At 70.1% G+C, this 13,582-nt stretch carries 17 protein-coding genes; 7 read left to right on the top strand and 10 right to left on the bottom strand.

The window, feature by feature from the left end:
• Nucleotides 1–199 precede the first annotated feature (199 nt).
• The 3 genes from ADL15_RS39675 to ADL15_RS39665 all read left to right on the top strand — a co-directional run bounded on the left by ADL15_RS39675 (nucleotide 200) and on the right by ADL15_RS39665 (nucleotide 1,955).
• Nucleotides 200–526, top strand: coding sequence for a hypothetical protein (locus ADL15_RS39675; protein WP_067702902.1), 327 nt, complete (start codon nucleotides 200–202; stop codon nucleotides 524–526).
• Nucleotides 523–906 (top strand): hypothetical protein, encoded by a 384-nt coding sequence (locus tag ADL15_RS39670; RefSeq protein WP_157441884.1) that lies wholly within the window; start codon nucleotides 523–525, stop codon nucleotides 904–906. Before ADL15_RS39675 ends, ADL15_RS39670 begins: the two co-directional genes overlap by 4 nt.
• Nucleotides 907–1,115: 209 nt before the next feature.
• Complete coding sequence (locus tag ADL15_RS39665; RefSeq protein WP_067702898.1) at nucleotides 1,116–1,955, top strand: hypothetical protein; 840 nt, start codon at nucleotides 1,116–1,118, stop codon at nucleotides 1,953–1,955.
• A gap of 73 nt (nucleotides 1,956–2,028) precedes the next feature.
• Here the strand turns inward: ADL15_RS39665 and ADL15_RS39660 are convergent, their stop codons facing one another.
• Nucleotides 2,029–2,409, bottom strand: coding sequence for a hypothetical protein (locus tag ADL15_RS39660; RefSeq protein WP_232344843.1), 381 nt, complete (start codon nucleotides 2,407–2,409; stop codon nucleotides 2,029–2,031).
• 257 nt (nucleotides 2,410–2,666) lie between these two features.
• Nucleotides 2,667–3,086, bottom strand: coding sequence for a DUF6228 family protein (locus ADL15_RS39655; protein WP_067702896.1), 420 nt, complete (start codon nucleotides 3,084–3,086; stop codon nucleotides 2,667–2,669).
• Nucleotides 3,087–3,316: 230 nt separating this feature from the next.
• Here ADL15_RS39655 and ADL15_RS39650 point away from each other — a divergent pair, with 230 nt between their 5' ends.
• Both ADL15_RS39650 and ADL15_RS53550 read left to right on the top strand, forming a co-directional pair.
• On the top strand, nucleotides 3,317–3,574 hold the full coding sequence (locus ADL15_RS39650; protein WP_157441883.1) for a hypothetical protein: 258 nt from the start codon (nucleotides 3,317–3,319) through the stop codon (nucleotides 3,572–3,574).
• A gap of 142 nt (nucleotides 3,575–3,716) precedes the next feature.
• Nucleotides 3,717–3,881 (top strand): hypothetical protein, encoded by a 165-nt coding sequence (locus ADL15_RS53550; RefSeq protein ID WP_157441882.1) that lies wholly within the window; start codon nucleotides 3,717–3,719, stop codon nucleotides 3,879–3,881.
• 202 nt (nucleotides 3,882–4,083) lie between these two features.
• Here ADL15_RS53550 and ADL15_RS39640 read toward each other — a convergent pair whose 3' ends face one another.
• A complete protein-coding gene (locus tag ADL15_RS39640; RefSeq protein ID WP_067702892.1) occupies nucleotides 4,084–4,302 on the bottom strand; it encodes a DUF397 domain-containing protein in 219 nt (72 codons plus the stop codon).
• Between the two features lie 9 nt (nucleotides 4,303–4,311).
• Nucleotides 4,312–5,169, bottom strand: coding sequence for a helix-turn-helix domain-containing protein (locus tag ADL15_RS39635; RefSeq protein ID WP_067702888.1), 858 nt, complete (start codon nucleotides 5,167–5,169; stop codon nucleotides 4,312–4,314).
• Between the two features lie 360 nt (nucleotides 5,170–5,529).
• Here ADL15_RS39635 and ADL15_RS39630 point away from each other — a divergent pair, with 360 nt between their 5' ends.
• Together ADL15_RS39630 and ADL15_RS53545 are read left to right on the top strand one after the other, a co-directional pair.
• Nucleotides 5,530–5,868, top strand: a complete 339-nt coding sequence (locus ADL15_RS39630) for a hypothetical protein (protein WP_067702886.1) — start codon at nucleotides 5,530–5,532, stop codon at nucleotides 5,866–5,868.
• Nucleotides 5,865–6,032 (top strand): hypothetical protein, encoded by a 168-nt coding sequence (locus tag ADL15_RS53545; RefSeq protein ID WP_157441881.1) that lies wholly within the window; start codon nucleotides 5,865–5,867, stop codon nucleotides 6,030–6,032. The genes ADL15_RS39630 and ADL15_RS53545 overlap by 4 nt, the downstream gene beginning before the upstream one ends.
• A gap of 43 nt (nucleotides 6,033–6,075) precedes the next feature.
• On the opposite strand, the gene ADL15_RS39625 is transcribed toward ADL15_RS53545, so the two are convergent.
• From ADL15_RS39625 to ADL15_RS39600, 6 genes are all read right to left on the bottom strand, one after another.
• Nucleotides 6,076–6,945, bottom strand: coding sequence for a replication-relaxation family protein (locus ADL15_RS39625; RefSeq protein WP_067702883.1), 870 nt, complete (start codon nucleotides 6,943–6,945; stop codon nucleotides 6,076–6,078).
• Nucleotides 6,946–7,100: 155 nt separating this feature from the next.
• The gene (locus tag ADL15_RS39620) at nucleotides 7,101–9,377 is read right to left on the bottom strand and encodes a helicase HerA domain-containing protein (RefSeq protein WP_067702880.1); all 2,277 of its coding nucleotides are present in this window, start codon (nucleotides 9,375–9,377) and stop codon (nucleotides 7,101–7,103) included.
• Nucleotides 9,378–9,413: 36 nt separating this feature from the next.
• Nucleotides 9,414–11,117, bottom strand: a complete 1,704-nt coding sequence (locus ADL15_RS39615) for a VirB4 family type IV secretion system protein (RefSeq protein ID WP_157441880.1) — start codon at nucleotides 11,115–11,117, stop codon at nucleotides 9,414–9,416.
• A 38-nt stretch (nucleotides 11,118–11,155) separates the two neighbouring features.
• Nucleotides 11,156–12,028, bottom strand: a complete 873-nt coding sequence (locus ADL15_RS39610; RefSeq protein WP_067702875.1) for a PrgI family protein — start codon at nucleotides 12,026–12,028, stop codon at nucleotides 11,156–11,158.
• Nucleotides 12,025–13,155, bottom strand: coding sequence for a hypothetical protein (locus ADL15_RS39605; protein ID WP_157441879.1), 1,131 nt, complete (start codon nucleotides 13,153–13,155; stop codon nucleotides 12,025–12,027). The genes ADL15_RS39610 and ADL15_RS39605 overlap by 4 nt, the downstream gene beginning before the upstream one ends.
• Nucleotides 13,155–13,496, bottom strand: a complete 342-nt coding sequence (locus ADL15_RS39600) for a pilin (RefSeq protein WP_067703101.1) — start codon at nucleotides 13,494–13,496, stop codon at nucleotides 13,155–13,157. Before ADL15_RS39600 ends, ADL15_RS39605 begins: the two co-directional genes overlap by 1 nt.
• Nucleotides 13,497–13,582: the final 86 nt, after the last annotated feature.

Below are 13,582 nucleotides of genomic sequence, written 5' to 3'. Positions count from 1 at the left end.
TGCCAACGACCGGAGCGTGCCTTCCCTCGCGATCCTCGGTGACGACACTCGACCAGGCCGACGACAGGTCGCAGACTGGACGGGGCCGGTCCCGGACGGGTCGTGCCGGCCATGCCGCGATCCGTGCGTGATGATCGTCATCGACGACCGCGCTCGGTCAGGTTCTCCGAACCTGCCCCTGCCCGATGGAGCTGCTGCGATGAGCGCTTTCAACGTCGTCGTCGTGCCCGAGGCCGAGATCTGCCCTCGATGCGGCAGCGAGATCACCCGAGAAGTCCAGTTCAAGTACGGCGACCGGCGCGCCTACCGGTACGCGATCGGCGACGCCCTCCGGTGGGGCGGCAACGACCTCGGTGTCCCCGCACGGCTGGTCCGGGTGCAGGGCTATCCGGAGGTGTGCCCGGTCTGCGGCTTCGACCCGGGCACCGTCTACGACGTCGTCATCCGGGACAACGTGATCGCATCAGTGGCCCTCGGCACCAGCACTCTCTGCGCCGCCGAGGACTTCGTGGTGGTGGAGAGGTGACCATGCCGGACGCGCCGCGTGACGAGCAGGACGTGCTGGTGAATCTGCTGCGGAGCGAGGGCGATCGGCTGCGAGCCGTCGATCCCCCGCTGCTGACACCGGCAGGTGGATGGCGCACACGGACCGGCGGGATGCCCTGCTGGCGCAGCGTCTATCCCTACGACGGGGCCGAGGATCCCAGCATGGAGATCACCATCGCGCTCGAGGGCGAGGCCGGCCGCTACCACGCCGAGAGCGATATCGGTACGTTCGACGGCCACGTCATGGCCCTGCTGCAGACCGGACCGCAACTGCGGGACCTCGAGGAACTGCTGGCCATGCTGCGACAGTTCTTCACCGACAACACGGACCTGAGCGTGTCCCTGGCACGGCAGCGGTGACCCGATCACCACCGTCGGGGTGTACGACCGCGCCACGAGCCACCCTGCGGCCCATCGAGCTGCTCAGGTTCACGATGCGCCCGGCCTCCGCCTTGCGCACCACCAAGATCGTCCAGATCTACTTTTCGGATTCGGCGGCAGGGGCGGACCCCCGAGCTAAATCCCGGGAGGTCGACGGTCGATCGTCCTGATCTTGTAGGTTCACGTCGGTGACTGTCCTGCATGAGGAGGTAGCAAGCATGGCCGCGTTCGGGGCTGACGCCTTCTCCAGCGAGGAGGCTATGGAGTTCTTGAAAAAACTTGCCGAAGTGGCTCCTGAGCTGCGCGCCGCAGCGCTGGAACGGCTGTTCGGCTCTCTGGAGGACCAGCCCGAGCTGGTCGGGCGCGACGTTCTTCCGGATCAGGTAGTCGCAGCCGCCGCGATCGTCGCTGCGGCTTCGGTCGGTGGAGACCAGTTCGGCGAGCGTCTCCGAAGGTTGGCCGCGGATGATCCCACCCTCGATGCTCGACTGCCCAAGCTCGTGAAGGGCCTGGCCAGAGCCGCGCTCGACGCCCTTGCCCCGGTTGCCGACGGGTGGCGACAGGAACGGCCGAAAGACACTGACGCTGTCGCAGCAAGCCAGACGATCGCAGCGCTGTCGCAGGTTCTTGCCCATGGTGGCAGCGTGTTGGACGACCTCGACCTGATCTGGGACGAGGCCATTGATTTCGGGATCGACGGAGACGTGCCTAAAGGCACCCCTCCGGGGATCGAGCAACTCGCGGGCCTGATGCGCGTTCATAACTCCGTGATGGGTGGGGGCCTGTTCTTCGCCTTGGAGGTCAACGAGCCTTTCCGGATCAGGCACGCAGTCGAAGCCCTGCACTACTTCGGGCTGACTGCTGCCGCCGATCTCCTGGAAGACACCCTGAGGCGCAGTTTGAAGGGCGAGGACTCCGACTCGTGGCCGACCGACGATCACTTCGACGGCCTGATCGACGGCGACGTGCTGGAGACTGCTTTCAGAGCGAAGGTAATCGAGGTTCCGGCCGACTTCGGCCGTGCGTGAAAGGCAGTTCGGTCAACGTCGCGGTGAAGCCGCGAATGTTCTGCGCTCGCGTCCTAGAAGTGGATCCAGCAGATCATGATCGCCTCAGCAACGCGTGGAGACGCCTCGCCACCTCGTCCAACTGGTCAACAGCCGCTGCGCATTTCTCTTGGTCACGAACAGCAACCGCCCCGACCAAGGCCGTACGGATGGCGAACAGTTCGCGCTGCACCGTGGCCAACTCGGCGCGTGTGGCCGGCACGTTCGGCCCTGCGACCGATGCGCGAGCAGCAGCAGCGACGGCGGCCTCGCCGGCGTACCCCGTCGGAGCCAGCTGCGCTCGCCCCGCCGCCTCGCAGACCTGCTGCAGTTCCTCATCCGACAAGCGGAGCGACAGCCGATGCTCACGGCTCGGCGAAACACGCCGCCGAAGACGCGCTGGAAGTTCCATACGGGCACGAAGATCAATCGCCACGGCGGGCATTGTGCACCCAACGACCGGACCGTCCAACATCGACCCGAACTGTTGATCTGGACGCCGAACAGTTCGGCTGGACGGGACAGGCGGGTCCCGGACCGAGGACATCGAACGCATGGTTTGGGTCGTGGATTCGGGTGCCAGTTACTCGTGACCTTGGAGCCCACCGTTTGATCGGCGATTTCTGTGTTCACGAGTTCGGGACCCGCCTCGGAGCATGTGCCGCGCGGCTTTCGTCAGGTGCTGTGGCAGCGTCACCGTGATGGTGTCGGTATAGGCAGGAACTCACGCAGATCGGCGGCAAGATTCTTCATTTGCTCGCCGGCTTCCAGCCAGGTTGTGATTGATGCCTGCCAGGTGTCGGATCGGGTCAGCCAGTGGTGAAGGTGCCAGGTGAGGGCGACGTGGCCGCCGGTGTGGAAGCTGGCGCGAACCGATAGGTGGTTGGTCCGCCAGATCCGCTCGTCGTCCCAGCCTTGATAGTCGGCTGCCAGTTGAGCGATGAAGTCGGGCAGCCATGCGTCGTCCCAGACCCATACCTCTATTCCTCGGAGCTGGGCCCGGAGTCCATCGGCTTGGGCGTCGATGGCGAAGCCGATGCCGTACTCGTCGGGCAAGTAGCGGCTATGCAGACGGACGGCTGTGTCGTGATCTTCCTGGCAGCGAATGAGCACGCTCGGTTCATCAGGGGTGTTGTCGCGGTTCCACACGTCGCGACAGTAATGAATGACAGGGCCTTTGAGCAGCAGGTTATCTCCTTGCGTGGGTATCTAACCTGGGCTTTGTTCATCGGTTCGGGCCCCACCGCGGATCCCGCCTCGATCGGATGGATTCGATGTTCGCGAGTTTCGGGTTCTGACACAGGAAGCATGATCGATCATCGCTGATGGATTGTTGGTCCACTGTGCGACACGACGATCCAGCAGCTTTGCCGCATCTCGCGGCTCTCGACATCGATCGGGTGCGCCGGTTCATCTGCGGCAACACCACTTGCGGCGCGCGGACCTTCGTTGAGCACGTTGACGGGCTGACCCGCCGCCGACTGCGCAGCACGGACGGGCTACGGCAGACGCTCACCTCGATCGGCCTGGCCCTGGCCGGTCGGAGCGGCCCAGCCGTCGGAGTCGTGGAGCAGGACCGGATTGTCTGCATCGGTGAGTGACATGTACCAGTACATGGAGCAGCCGCCGGGTGTGAGCTCGAACCAGGAGGCGGGCAATACCCCGTTCTTACGGATCTCGGCTCGCGGCGGTTCCCGGAATGACTACCAGCCGCAGCAGCCTGTTACGCAAGGACGAGGTCACGTGAGTGACGCCGTCTTCGGGTTGCTGCCCGTGGTCCTCATCGACACCCAGCACCACTACTGGACGCTCGGGCGGATCCGGCAATGCCCGGACCAGCCGCGCAGATGGCTCTGGACCTGGGCCGAAGGTGGAGACGTGTGGGACGAAGTGCTCCAGAAGATTTAGCGTGCACAGACGGCGCCGAAGCTCGGATTCGCCATCGAGCAAGAGGTTCCCACGGACGTCCATGCCGCCTACCAGCGTCTCCTCGCCCACGGCTTCACCCGCAGGCTCCTCACCTGACCTGAGCTGGCCGGCACCCAGCGGGGTCTGCGCCATCCACCAGCCCCACCTGCTCCTCCGCCTGTCGACGCTGGCAAACGTCTGGTCAGGCGGTCGGTGCCGGGAACTCTCCCTTAGCGACTCCGTCGAGGAAGCAGTTCCACTCGTTGGCGTCGAAGACGAGCGGTTCGCGAGCCGGGTTTTGTGAGTCGCGGATGGCTACGAATCCGGCTACCTGCGCGTATTCAACGCATCCGCCGTTGGCGGCGGACTTGGCGGACTTTCGCCATTGCGCGTCGGTCAGGTCGACCTCGTACTTGTCCATGGGCGGATCCTACTGCTGCGGAACGAGCTGCTGAGCAGTCGTTTTGATCAGTTCGCGGGACTGCTGCTTGCTCAGTGCGGCTGACGCGATGTGGTCCAACGCGACGCCGCTTCTCGCCAGGTCATCCTCCTTCTCGAGGTACAAATTGCCGGCCTGAGATTCCACATACGCCACGGGTGTGTGCGTCTGATCGGCGAACTCGAACAGGGTCAGGGCACCCAACGCTCCGGGATGGCCTCCGCTGCTGAACGGAACTATTTGAACGGTCACCCATCTCGGGAGTCGCAGTAGATGATCCAGTTGGCGGGCCATTACGTCAGAGCCACCCATCTGCCGGCGGAGAACCGCCTCATCGAGCACTACCCAGAGGTCCGGATGCTCCTCGCCGAAGACCCGTTCCTGGCGTTCTAAGCGGATCTGCACCTGGCGATCGACCTCAGCGTGAGTGGACATCAGGTTCACGCTTTCGATCAGGGCACGGGCGTAGTCCGGAGTCTGCAACAGGCCGTGGACCATGAGCGGTTCGAAGATTCTGATCTTCGTCGCCGCGCTCTCCAGTCCGAGGAAAGTCGCGAATGGCGCCGGGAGGGCTCCGAAACGGGACCACCAGCCGCGTTGGGCGCCGAGGGTGCGCAGTTCGAGCAACTGTTCCCGCAGGTCATCGGGCGTCCCGTACAGGATGAGCAGCGCCTCCAGCTCGACCGGTTTCGACCCGACCTCGCCGCCTTCGATCTTCTGGATTTTGCTGACCGAGCAGCCGAGCCGCTTCGCCGCATCCTGCTGGGATAGCCCCGCGGCCGAGCGCAGCTGACTCAGCTGCTCCCCCAGTTGCCATCGCGGGATGGTCGGACCGATCGGCCGTGGCATGGCAGACGCCCCCTTCCGCAGGCTTCGGTCGGGGCCATCTTCCTCGGCCGTTATGACAGAGGCAATGCGCCACCTACCGAGAAACCCAGCAGAATCATCCGTACGAGCGCAAGGAACTTACGCCATAAGATTGACCGTCCGAAGGCTCAGTGCCACTGTGGAAGTCGAGCCCGCTCGGGCCCCGGTCGCCCCCTGGCACCGCCCCGAGCCTGGCACCGCCGGCCGACGCCGGCGATCGGCAGGGACCATCATGTGCGGACGAGCACGGGTGTGCAGCGGCCAGCTTGCGCTGACCGGATCAATCGGACCTCGCCCTGCCCTGGGCCGGCGCGCCTACCTGCGCAAGTCGGGTGGTCGGCGATGACGGCGCCGCGGGCCGGGGACGTTCTGCTGGTCGATCGGGCGGCCAGTGTGCAGTTCCTGACGCCGATCGTGGTGCGGATCATTCACGTGCACGACTGGACGACCTACGGAGGCTGGGTCTGGCTGCGGGTCTATGAGCTGGACGCGGCCGGTGCGGCCGTCGCGGAGCGCGACATCTTCGTCAAGCTCGACGGGCTGCTGGTGATCGGCCGGGGGTCAGAGGTGCAGCCCGATGCGGGAGGCAGCCCTGACCGCCGGGCGGCGCACGCCTGCGGTCGGTTCCGATCCGAGCGGCCGGCGCGGACGTCGGCCCCTACCTCGAGGAGAGCCCGGTGACAGAGATGACGTACGGGAGCATCGCCGAAGCGATCGCGGACATGATGAGCGATCACGGTTTCGCCTTCGTGGAGAACGACAAGCTGCCCGCGCTGGCGGTGACCCTGCGCGGCTTCCTGGAGGCTGCTGGGCTGCCGATCAACCCGCCGCAGGCGGACAGCTGACCGCACGACCCCGGGGCCCGGACGTCAGGAGGCCCCGGGGATCTCACGGCAGCAGCGGCACGCCCGTCATCAGGGCGAGCGGGTGGTGGTCGGGCATCGCGGGGCCCGGGTTGAGCGGACCGGCCGGGCCGTCGTCGGTGGCGAGCTCCGCCAGGCTGCGCCGCCGCGGTCCGTTGCCGGCGAGCCACCACACCGGACCGGCCGGGCTGACGCCCGGCTGGGTCACGCACGTGGCGACCAGCAGGCCCGCCAGCAGCTGGTCGGCGAGCTTGGCGTGCAGGTGTTGCTCGCGGGCCTGGTTGGGCAGGGCGAACAGCACCGGGTAGCCGGGGCCGCCGTCGGCGCGCAGGCGCCGGTACGCGGCGAGTTTGTCGACCAGGCGGGTCAGGGATTCGGTGCCGCGGTCGAGTTCGAGGAAGAACCCGGTCTCGGTGGTGCCGTCGCGCCAGATGCCGTGCCCGTCGGGGTGGATGCGGCGGTCGAACGCGGAGGTCGTGGTCCGCTCGGACCACCAGCGGATCAAATCTGGTCCGGGATGCCGGCGGGCCTGGACCAACAGACTCACGAAGAAGTCGTTGATCCCCAGCAGGTGGTCGAGATAAGGGCTCGCATACGTGCGGTCCTGCCGATCGCGCAGCGCCCGGGCGCTCGGCGGAGCCTCGCCGCGGGCCAGGGCGACGTACCGCGCGGACAAGGGTCCGGCGACCCAGCAGACCGGGTAGCGGCCACCGGGCCGGTGGCGCACGAACCGGTCGATGAAGCCGAGGGTTCGCAGGGTGTGCAGCCGGTGCCGGCAGGTGGTGCGGTGCGCGAACAGCAGCGCGGTCAGCTGGTCGGTGGTCAGGGCGGTGTGTTCGTCGAGCAGCTGCGCGATCGTGTAGTCGCGGACCTGCAGGCGGCGGGAGATGGTCAAAAGGCTGCTCCCCCGTTCGGGAGCTTCCCCTGCAGGAAGCTGTCGGGGTGGCATCGCTGCGCGCATGAGGGCCTCCTAGCTGCGGTGTTGGGCGGTTCAGGGCCTGTTTGGCCCGGTCTTTCGAGGCGGGGGTGGGGCCGAGGCGTGGGCCGGGGTCAGGGCCGGGGTGGGGCCAGGGCGGCGCGCAGTTCGGCAGCGCTGCCGATCACCGGTCGTGGGCCCGGGGTGTGCACCGTGAACGCCGGTGTCTCGCGGCCGGCGACGATGAGCCGGCACGCGGCGGTGAACGCGTCGAGGTGGGACAGGTCGTGTTCGTCGAGTTCGGGGTTGGTGTGCCGGGCCAGCTGGCCGGCGTCCTCCGGCGCGCAGCTGAAGATCAGCTTGTTGCGGGCGTTGGCGGAGACGGCCAGCTGGGTCTCGCGGGGCATCTGCGCCAGGTTCTGGTGTGCCAGGACCAGGCCGAGGCCGTAGCCGCGGGCTTCGGCGAGCATGTCGGCGATCGAGCCGGGCAGGTTGAGGAAGTTGTGCGCCTCGTCGAGGTAGACGGTCGCGTCGCGGCGTTGGTCTTGTGGGAGCCGGGCGCGGGCGGTCGCCGCCTGCCACGCGCTGGCCAGTACGAACGAGCCCATCAGCCGGGCGGTCTCCTCGCCAATCTGGCCTTTGGGCAGCCGGGCGAGCAGGATGCCGCCGTCGAGGACGCGGCGCATGTCGAAGCTGGAGCGTGGGGCGCCGAACGTGTGCCGTACGAAATCGCGCAATAACAGTGACCGCAAGCGGGCCAGGACCGGGCCGATCACCGTGGCCCGCAGGTGCGCCGGGGTGGTTTCGAACCAGGACCAGTAGCCGCCGAGACCTACCGGGTCGTCGAGGTCGCGGGTGTATTTGAGGCGGAACGCGCGGTCGTTGAGCAGTTCCGGGATGCTCGTCAGGGTCGCGCCGGGCTGGCGCAGCAGGGTCAGGCACGCCACGCGCAGGGTGTCGTCGATGCGTGGGCCCCAGTGTTTGGCGAAGATCCGGCCGAAGATGCTGACCACGTTGTCGACGAGCAGGTCGGGGTCGTCGCCTTGAAGCGGGTTGAGGGTGGGCCCGTGGCGCTGGTCGGGGTCGAGCAGGACCAGGCGCCGGGCGTAGCCGGCCGGGATCCGGTCGAGCAGGTCGGTGACCAGGTCGCCTTTCGGGTCGATGACCACGGTGCCGCGTCCGGCGTGGATGTCGTCGAGGATCAGGTTGAGCAGCAGGGTGCTCTTGCCGGAACCGGTGGAGCCGAGCACGTGCAGGTGGTGGCGGGCGTCGGCGGCGCGCAAAGCGACCGGGTGGCCGCCGACTTCGGCGCGGCCGAGGCGTTTGGTGTCGCGTCCGCCGGTGGGCACGCCGACCGGCGCGGGGACGGCTTTGGCGCGGGCCCGGTCCAGGCCGGGCACGGCGACGTCCTGCGGCAGGGCGGCGAGCATGGCCAGTTCGACCGGGGTGAGCAGGAAGCCGTGCCGCAGCCGCCGCTGGTTGAGCAGTGCGGGCGGGTCGCTCAGGCGGCGGGCGCGCAGCCGGTTGCGGGCGGTGAACGGCCCGAATGCGGTGGTGATCCCGCGGGCCAGCACGGTCATCCGGGCCTGCACCGCGTCGCGGTCGCCGCGCGCCTGTTCGCGCACGACCGCGGTGCGCAGGGCGATCTCCCAGTGCGGGCCGGCGAGTTGGTCGAGGGCGGCCCGGGCGTCGCGCTCGCGCTGCGGGTCGAGGCGCGCGGCGGGCCGCCCGGTCGGCCGGGGCGCGGTGCCGACGAACAGGTCGAGGACGGCGAGCAGCCAGCCGGCCGGGTCGAGCAGGCTGCGCGGCGGGATGTCGCCGCGCAGGGCTCGCACGCCGCGGCGTAGCCGGGCCTGGGCGCGGGCGGTGGCGGGCCGGGCGAGGATCTGCACGCAGGCCTGCTCGCCGGTTTTCAGCCCGGCGGCGGCACTGATCAGGGTGCGCAGCGGGTCGTTGCGGTGCTCGGTGCGCAGCGGGTACCAGGCCGGCAGCACCGGTGCCAGCGCGGAGCCGGCGGCGGCGTCGGCCGGTGCGGGTAGTGGTGTGCCGGCCGACGCGACGTGGCAGGCGGCGCCGGGCCAGGCGCCGCGGATCGCGGCGAGCACGGGTTCGACGGGCACGGTGCGCGGTAGCCACACGGTGATCTGCAGCTGACGGCCGTGCCACCGATATTCGTACGTGGTGAAAGCCCGGCCGTGCCGCAGTCGCCGGCGCCATCCGGTGCGCAGCACGGCGGCGAGCGTGGCCCAGAACACCGCCGCGCCGGCCGGGTCGACCACGGCGGGCGGGTTGATCAGTATTTCCCGGCCGTCGGTGGCCAGCCGGCGGCGGCGCCGTTCGGCCCACAGCAGCCAACAGCCGCCCACCAGCGCGCCCAGCAGTACCAACAGCCCGACAATAACAATGGTCATGGTGGCCTCCGTGAGCCGATAGCGGGGTGGCGGTGGTCAGTCGTCGAGGTCGCCGGTGCACAGCCGGTGTTCGGCGGGGGCGGCGACGATCTGGAACCCGACGCGGTGCGTGCCGGAGAGCAGCAGCGCTTCGCCGCGCCGGGCGGTGAGCAGCGCGCGGGCCTCACCGGTGCTCAGGGCGAACGCGTCGGTGACCAGGTCGATCGCCTGGGGTGCCTGGCGCAGCAGCACCTGGGTGGCGGCGTTGGCGATCACGATCTGGCCGAGGTCGCTGCCGAGCACGTCGAGGACGTCCTGGGAGCAGACCAGCAGCCCGGCCCGGCGTTTGCGGGCCTGTTTGGCCAGCCGGGCCAGGAAGCGGGCGCCGTCGCCGTCGCGCATCAGCGTCCACGCCTCGTCGACGACGACCAGCCGGCGCGGCGGGTCGGCGGCCGGGTTGTCGATCTGGCGCCAGATCGCGTCGAGGGCGAGCAGCATGCCGGCGGCGCGCAGTTCGTCGGCGAGCGCCCGGGTCGACCAGCAGACCAGCTGCCCGGCCGGCACGGTGCTGGTGGGCCCGTCGAACAGCTCGCGGAACGAGCCGTGCGTCCACGGCGTGAGCCGGGCCGCGAGCATCTGTCCTGCCGGGCCGTCCTGGTCGGTGAGCGCGGCGGCCACGTCGCGCAGCAACGGCGCGGGGCGCTGCCAGGTGCCCGGGTCGGTGGTGATGCCGGCGGTGTCGTAGGCGGTGAGTACCGCCCGGTCCAGCGCGGCGCGTTCGGCCGGTGGTGGCTGTTCGCCGAGCAGCACCGCGACCAGGGTGTGCAGGAACAGCGCGCGCCGGGTGCGGGCCTGGTCGCGGCGGTCGCCGGCCGGGATGTCCAGCGGGTTGAGGCGTACACCGCCGGTGCCGAGCACGATGGTGGCGCCGCCGACGGCGTCGGCCAGGCGCAGGTACTCGTTCTCCGGGTCGATCACCGCCACGTGCACGCCGTCGGACAGCTCGCGCAGGATGTCGAGTTTGACGAAGTACGACTTGCCGCTGCCGCTGCGCGCCAGCACGACGCCGTTGGCGTTGTCCTGTGACCAGCGGTCCCACCAGACGACGCCGTGCGAGGCCCGGTTGAGCCCGTACAGGATCCCGCCGGAGGGTCCGGGCCGGCCCGGCAACGGTGCGGGCAGGTCCGCGCCGGCCAGCGGGAACGCGGCGGCGAGGGCGTCGGTGTCCATGACCCGGCGGGTGTGCAGCCGGTCGGCTGCCAGGGGTAGCCCGGACTGCCAGCCCTGCAGGTGGCGCCAGGTGGCCGGTTGGGTGTCGAGCAGCACCGACGCGGCGGTGGCGCGTACGTGGGTGACGGCGTCGCGCAGCTCGGCCGGGCTCGCGGCGGTCACGCACAGGTACAGCCCGACGCGGAACAGTGTGGACTCGCCGCGGGCGACCCGTTCGGCGAGTTCGGCGGCGTCGTCGGCGGCCGCGTCGGTCAGCGGGTCGCTGACCCGGCCGCGGCCGGCGTCGTCGAGCCGATGGGATTCGAGCCGGGCGCGCTGGCGGCGCAGCCGGGCCGCGGCCGCCGGTGCGGACAGCGGGTCGACGTAGAGGACCACGTCGAGGCGGCCCGGCCAGGACAGCAGCGGTTCGAGCCAGGACGGGCCGACCTCGGCGGGATAGCCGGTGACGATCAGCGTGGCGGTGTAGCCGTCGGCGACCTGCACGTGGTCGGGGTGGGTGTGCACGGCGGCGGGGCCGGGCAGCGCGGCCATGGTCGTACCCTCGATGGGGTTGGGATCTTGGCGCGGTCTCATGCCGGACCGCCTGCGGTGACCGGCTGATCCGGCAGCGCCCGCGGCCAGCCGGTGTCCGCCGGGGTGTAGGCGTCAACGGCGCAGGTCAGCACGGCGAGCGCGGCACCGGCGTCGAGGACCGCGGTGCCGGCGCCGAGGGTGGCGAGCGTGGCGGCGGTGTGCTCGGCCTGCCGGCGGGCCTGTGCGGTGCGCGCGGCCGGTTCGCCCGCCGCCGGGTGGGCGACGGTGACGGTACGCCACAGCGGGTCGCGGTGCGCGGCGAGATCGTCGAGGAAGTCGGCGTAGTCGCGGGCCAGCGCGGCCAGGCCGGGGTCGGTGATCGTTTCCGCGGTGTCGCTGACCCGCTGCGCCTGCCGGGACAGATCCACGCGGCGGGTGGACACGACGATCTGCACCGGGGTGGACAGGCTGTTGAGCCAGCGGCCGTAGCCGGCGATCAGCGCGGCCTGCTCGTCGGCGGTACGCAGTCCGATGTTGACGGTGGTGCAGGCGACCAGCGCGACCGCGTGGGTGCCGGTGTCGAGCACACCGTCGTCGGTGATCGCGGTGGCGGGCTGCAGGTCGGGGGCGGTGTGCAGGCGCGGCTGGCGCCGATGCCGCAGCGCGGCCCAGAGCCAGGCGTCCAGGCCGATCCCGTCGCGGCGGCCGATGGACAGGGCGATCGCCGCGCCGGCCGGTGGGATCAGGATCCCGGCGGCGACCGGGGTGGGCAGCACGGCGGCCAGCAGCGTGTACAGCCCGTAGCCGAGCACGGCAGCGACGGCCAGGATCGCCAGTTGGCGGGCGGTCAACCCGTAGGCGATCTTGTCGGGGGTGTCGATGTCGACCGGGATCCGCGCCCGGACCGGCATCTCGAAGTCCTCTCTCATGGCTGGCCTTTCCTCTTCATTGCCTGGGTGTAGAGGTCGACTCCGTCGCGCAGCTGGTCGGCGGTGTACGGGCTGACCGGTGCGCGGCGGCTCGCCGGGCGGCGGACGCTCGGCGGCGTGCCGCCCGGGCGCGGGCCCGGGGTGCTTCCCGGCGGGAGCGGGGTGTACCCGGGTGCCGGGTTGCGGCGCGCCGCCGCACCGCCTGCGGCCGCCCGGCCCGCTTTCACCGGCACTCGCAGCATCCGAGCGGCCTGCTGCACGACCAGAACCCGCACCAGGCCCGACATCCGGCCGGGCCGGGTCTGCGTGACCAGCCGGCCCACCAGGCCCGGGATCCGGATCACGCCCCACAGCAGGCACGCGACGACCAGCAGTTTCATCGCCGCGCCCGGCGTGCCGGACAGTCCCAGTGCCGGGAACGTGGTGCGGGCCTCGATCAGGATCTGCAGGGTGGTGTGCAGCGCGACCGCTTGCAGGACCACGGTGGCAGGCGCCCCGAGCACCACCCGCCACCACAGTTTCGCGATCGGGTCGGTCTGCGGGGTGCCGTGCAGGGCCAACGCGATCGGCGCGAGCCCGACCAGCAGGATCAGCAGCCCAGCCCGGCCGATCCACTGGTAGACCAGCAGCACGGCGAGGATCGCGACGAACACCCCGATGATCAGCAGTAGGAAGTCCTCGGGCCGGCTGGTCGCCCACTGCCCGCGCGCGTCAGCGGTCGCCGCCTGCAGCCCACGCACCGGCGACGCCCCGCGCGGCCCGGTCATCGCGACCGTCAGCGCGTTGGCCGTCTGGGTGATCGCCGAGCAGATCGCCGGGGCGCTGTTGGCCGCGATCAGCCCGATCACCAGGCGCGGGATCAGTTCCCCGAGCTCGGCCTGCGACGCCAGCCACTCCCGGTTCATCACCAGCACACCGGTCCACACGAACGCGAGCACGTAACAGGTGTTGACCACCCCGAGCGCGGTGCCCATCACGTGCTGCACCTGCGGCAGCCGGGTCACGTCCGGCACGACCAGCACGGTCAGCGACAGCAGCCGCCACGCCAGGTCCAGGGCCGCCTCCACCAGGTCGGCGATCCAGCCCAGCAGCGGCCCGAGCAGCGCGTCGAACGCCCAGCCCATCATCAGGACGCCCCGATCAGACCCTTGAGGACGCTCATGAACACCGGGGCGAGCAGGGCGATCGCGTAGCCGAGCAGCGCGCACCGGAACGCGGTCTTGGCGCGTTCGACCTCGCCGACGTCACCGTTGGCCAGCATGTAGCGGATCCCGGCGATGCTCAGGAACAGGGTGGCGATCGCCGCGGCGATCCCGATCACCCAGTTGCGGATGTTCGTGATGATCCGCGGCAGGGTGTAGACGGCGAGCACAGCTTCCTGGCCGGCCCGCGCCGGTTCGGCGACGATCAGCAGAATAAGGACGGCGGTCGCCGCGAGCGCGAGACGGCCGATGGGGCGCGACAGCATGGGCACCTCCCGGGCCCCGCTCGCGGCGGGGCCCAGCGATGGGAACGGCACCGGTTGATGCCGCACCTCTCTAAGGCCTGCTGTTG

It is taken from the genome of Actinoplanes awajinensis subsp. mycoplanecinus (assembly GCF_001509495.1).
Taxonomy (GTDB): Bacteria; Actinomycetota; Actinomycetes; order Mycobacteriales; family Micromonosporaceae; genus Actinoplanes; species Actinoplanes palleronii.
Note: the sequence above shows the minus strand (reverse complement) of the source record. Positions and strands in the feature narration are given on the sequence as shown.

What these genes read in the sequence shown, in the direction of transcription:
- ADL15_RS39605 (WP_157441879.1), bottom strand. Translation starts at nt 13,155, where the DNA reads ATGATGGGCTGGGCGTTCGACGCGCTGCTCGGGCCGCTGCTGGGCTGG.
- ADL15_RS39615 (WP_157441880.1), bottom strand. Translation starts at nt 11,117, where the DNA reads ATGGCCGCGCTGCCCGGCCCCGCCGCCGTGCACACCCACCCCGACCAC.
- ADL15_RS39675 (WP_067702902.1), top strand. Translation starts at nt 200, where the DNA reads ATGAGCGCTTTCAACGTCGTCGTCGTGCCCGAGGCCGAGATCTGCCCT.
- ADL15_RS39600 (WP_067703101.1), bottom strand. Translation starts at nt 13,496, where the DNA reads ATGCTGTCGCGCCCCATCGGCCGTCTCGCGCTCGCGGCGACCGCCGTC.
- ADL15_RS39620 (WP_067702880.1), bottom strand. Translation starts at nt 9,377, where the DNA reads ATGACCATTGTTATTGTCGGGCTGTTGGTACTGCTGGGCGCGCTGGTG.
- ADL15_RS39610 (WP_067702875.1), bottom strand. Translation starts at nt 12,028, where the DNA reads ATGAGAGAGGACTTCGAGATGCCGGTCCGGGCGCGGATCCCGGTCGAC.
- ADL15_RS39635 (WP_067702888.1), bottom strand. Translation starts at nt 5,169, where the DNA reads ATGCCACGGCCGATCGGTCCGACCATCCCGCGATGGCAACTGGGGGAG.
- ADL15_RS39630 (WP_067702886.1), top strand. Translation starts at nt 5,530, where the DNA reads ATGACGGCGCCGCGGGCCGGGGACGTTCTGCTGGTCGATCGGGCGGCC.
- ADL15_RS39640 (WP_067702892.1), bottom strand. Translation starts at nt 4,302, where the DNA reads ATGGACAAGTACGAGGTCGACCTGACCGACGCGCAATGGCGAAAGTCC.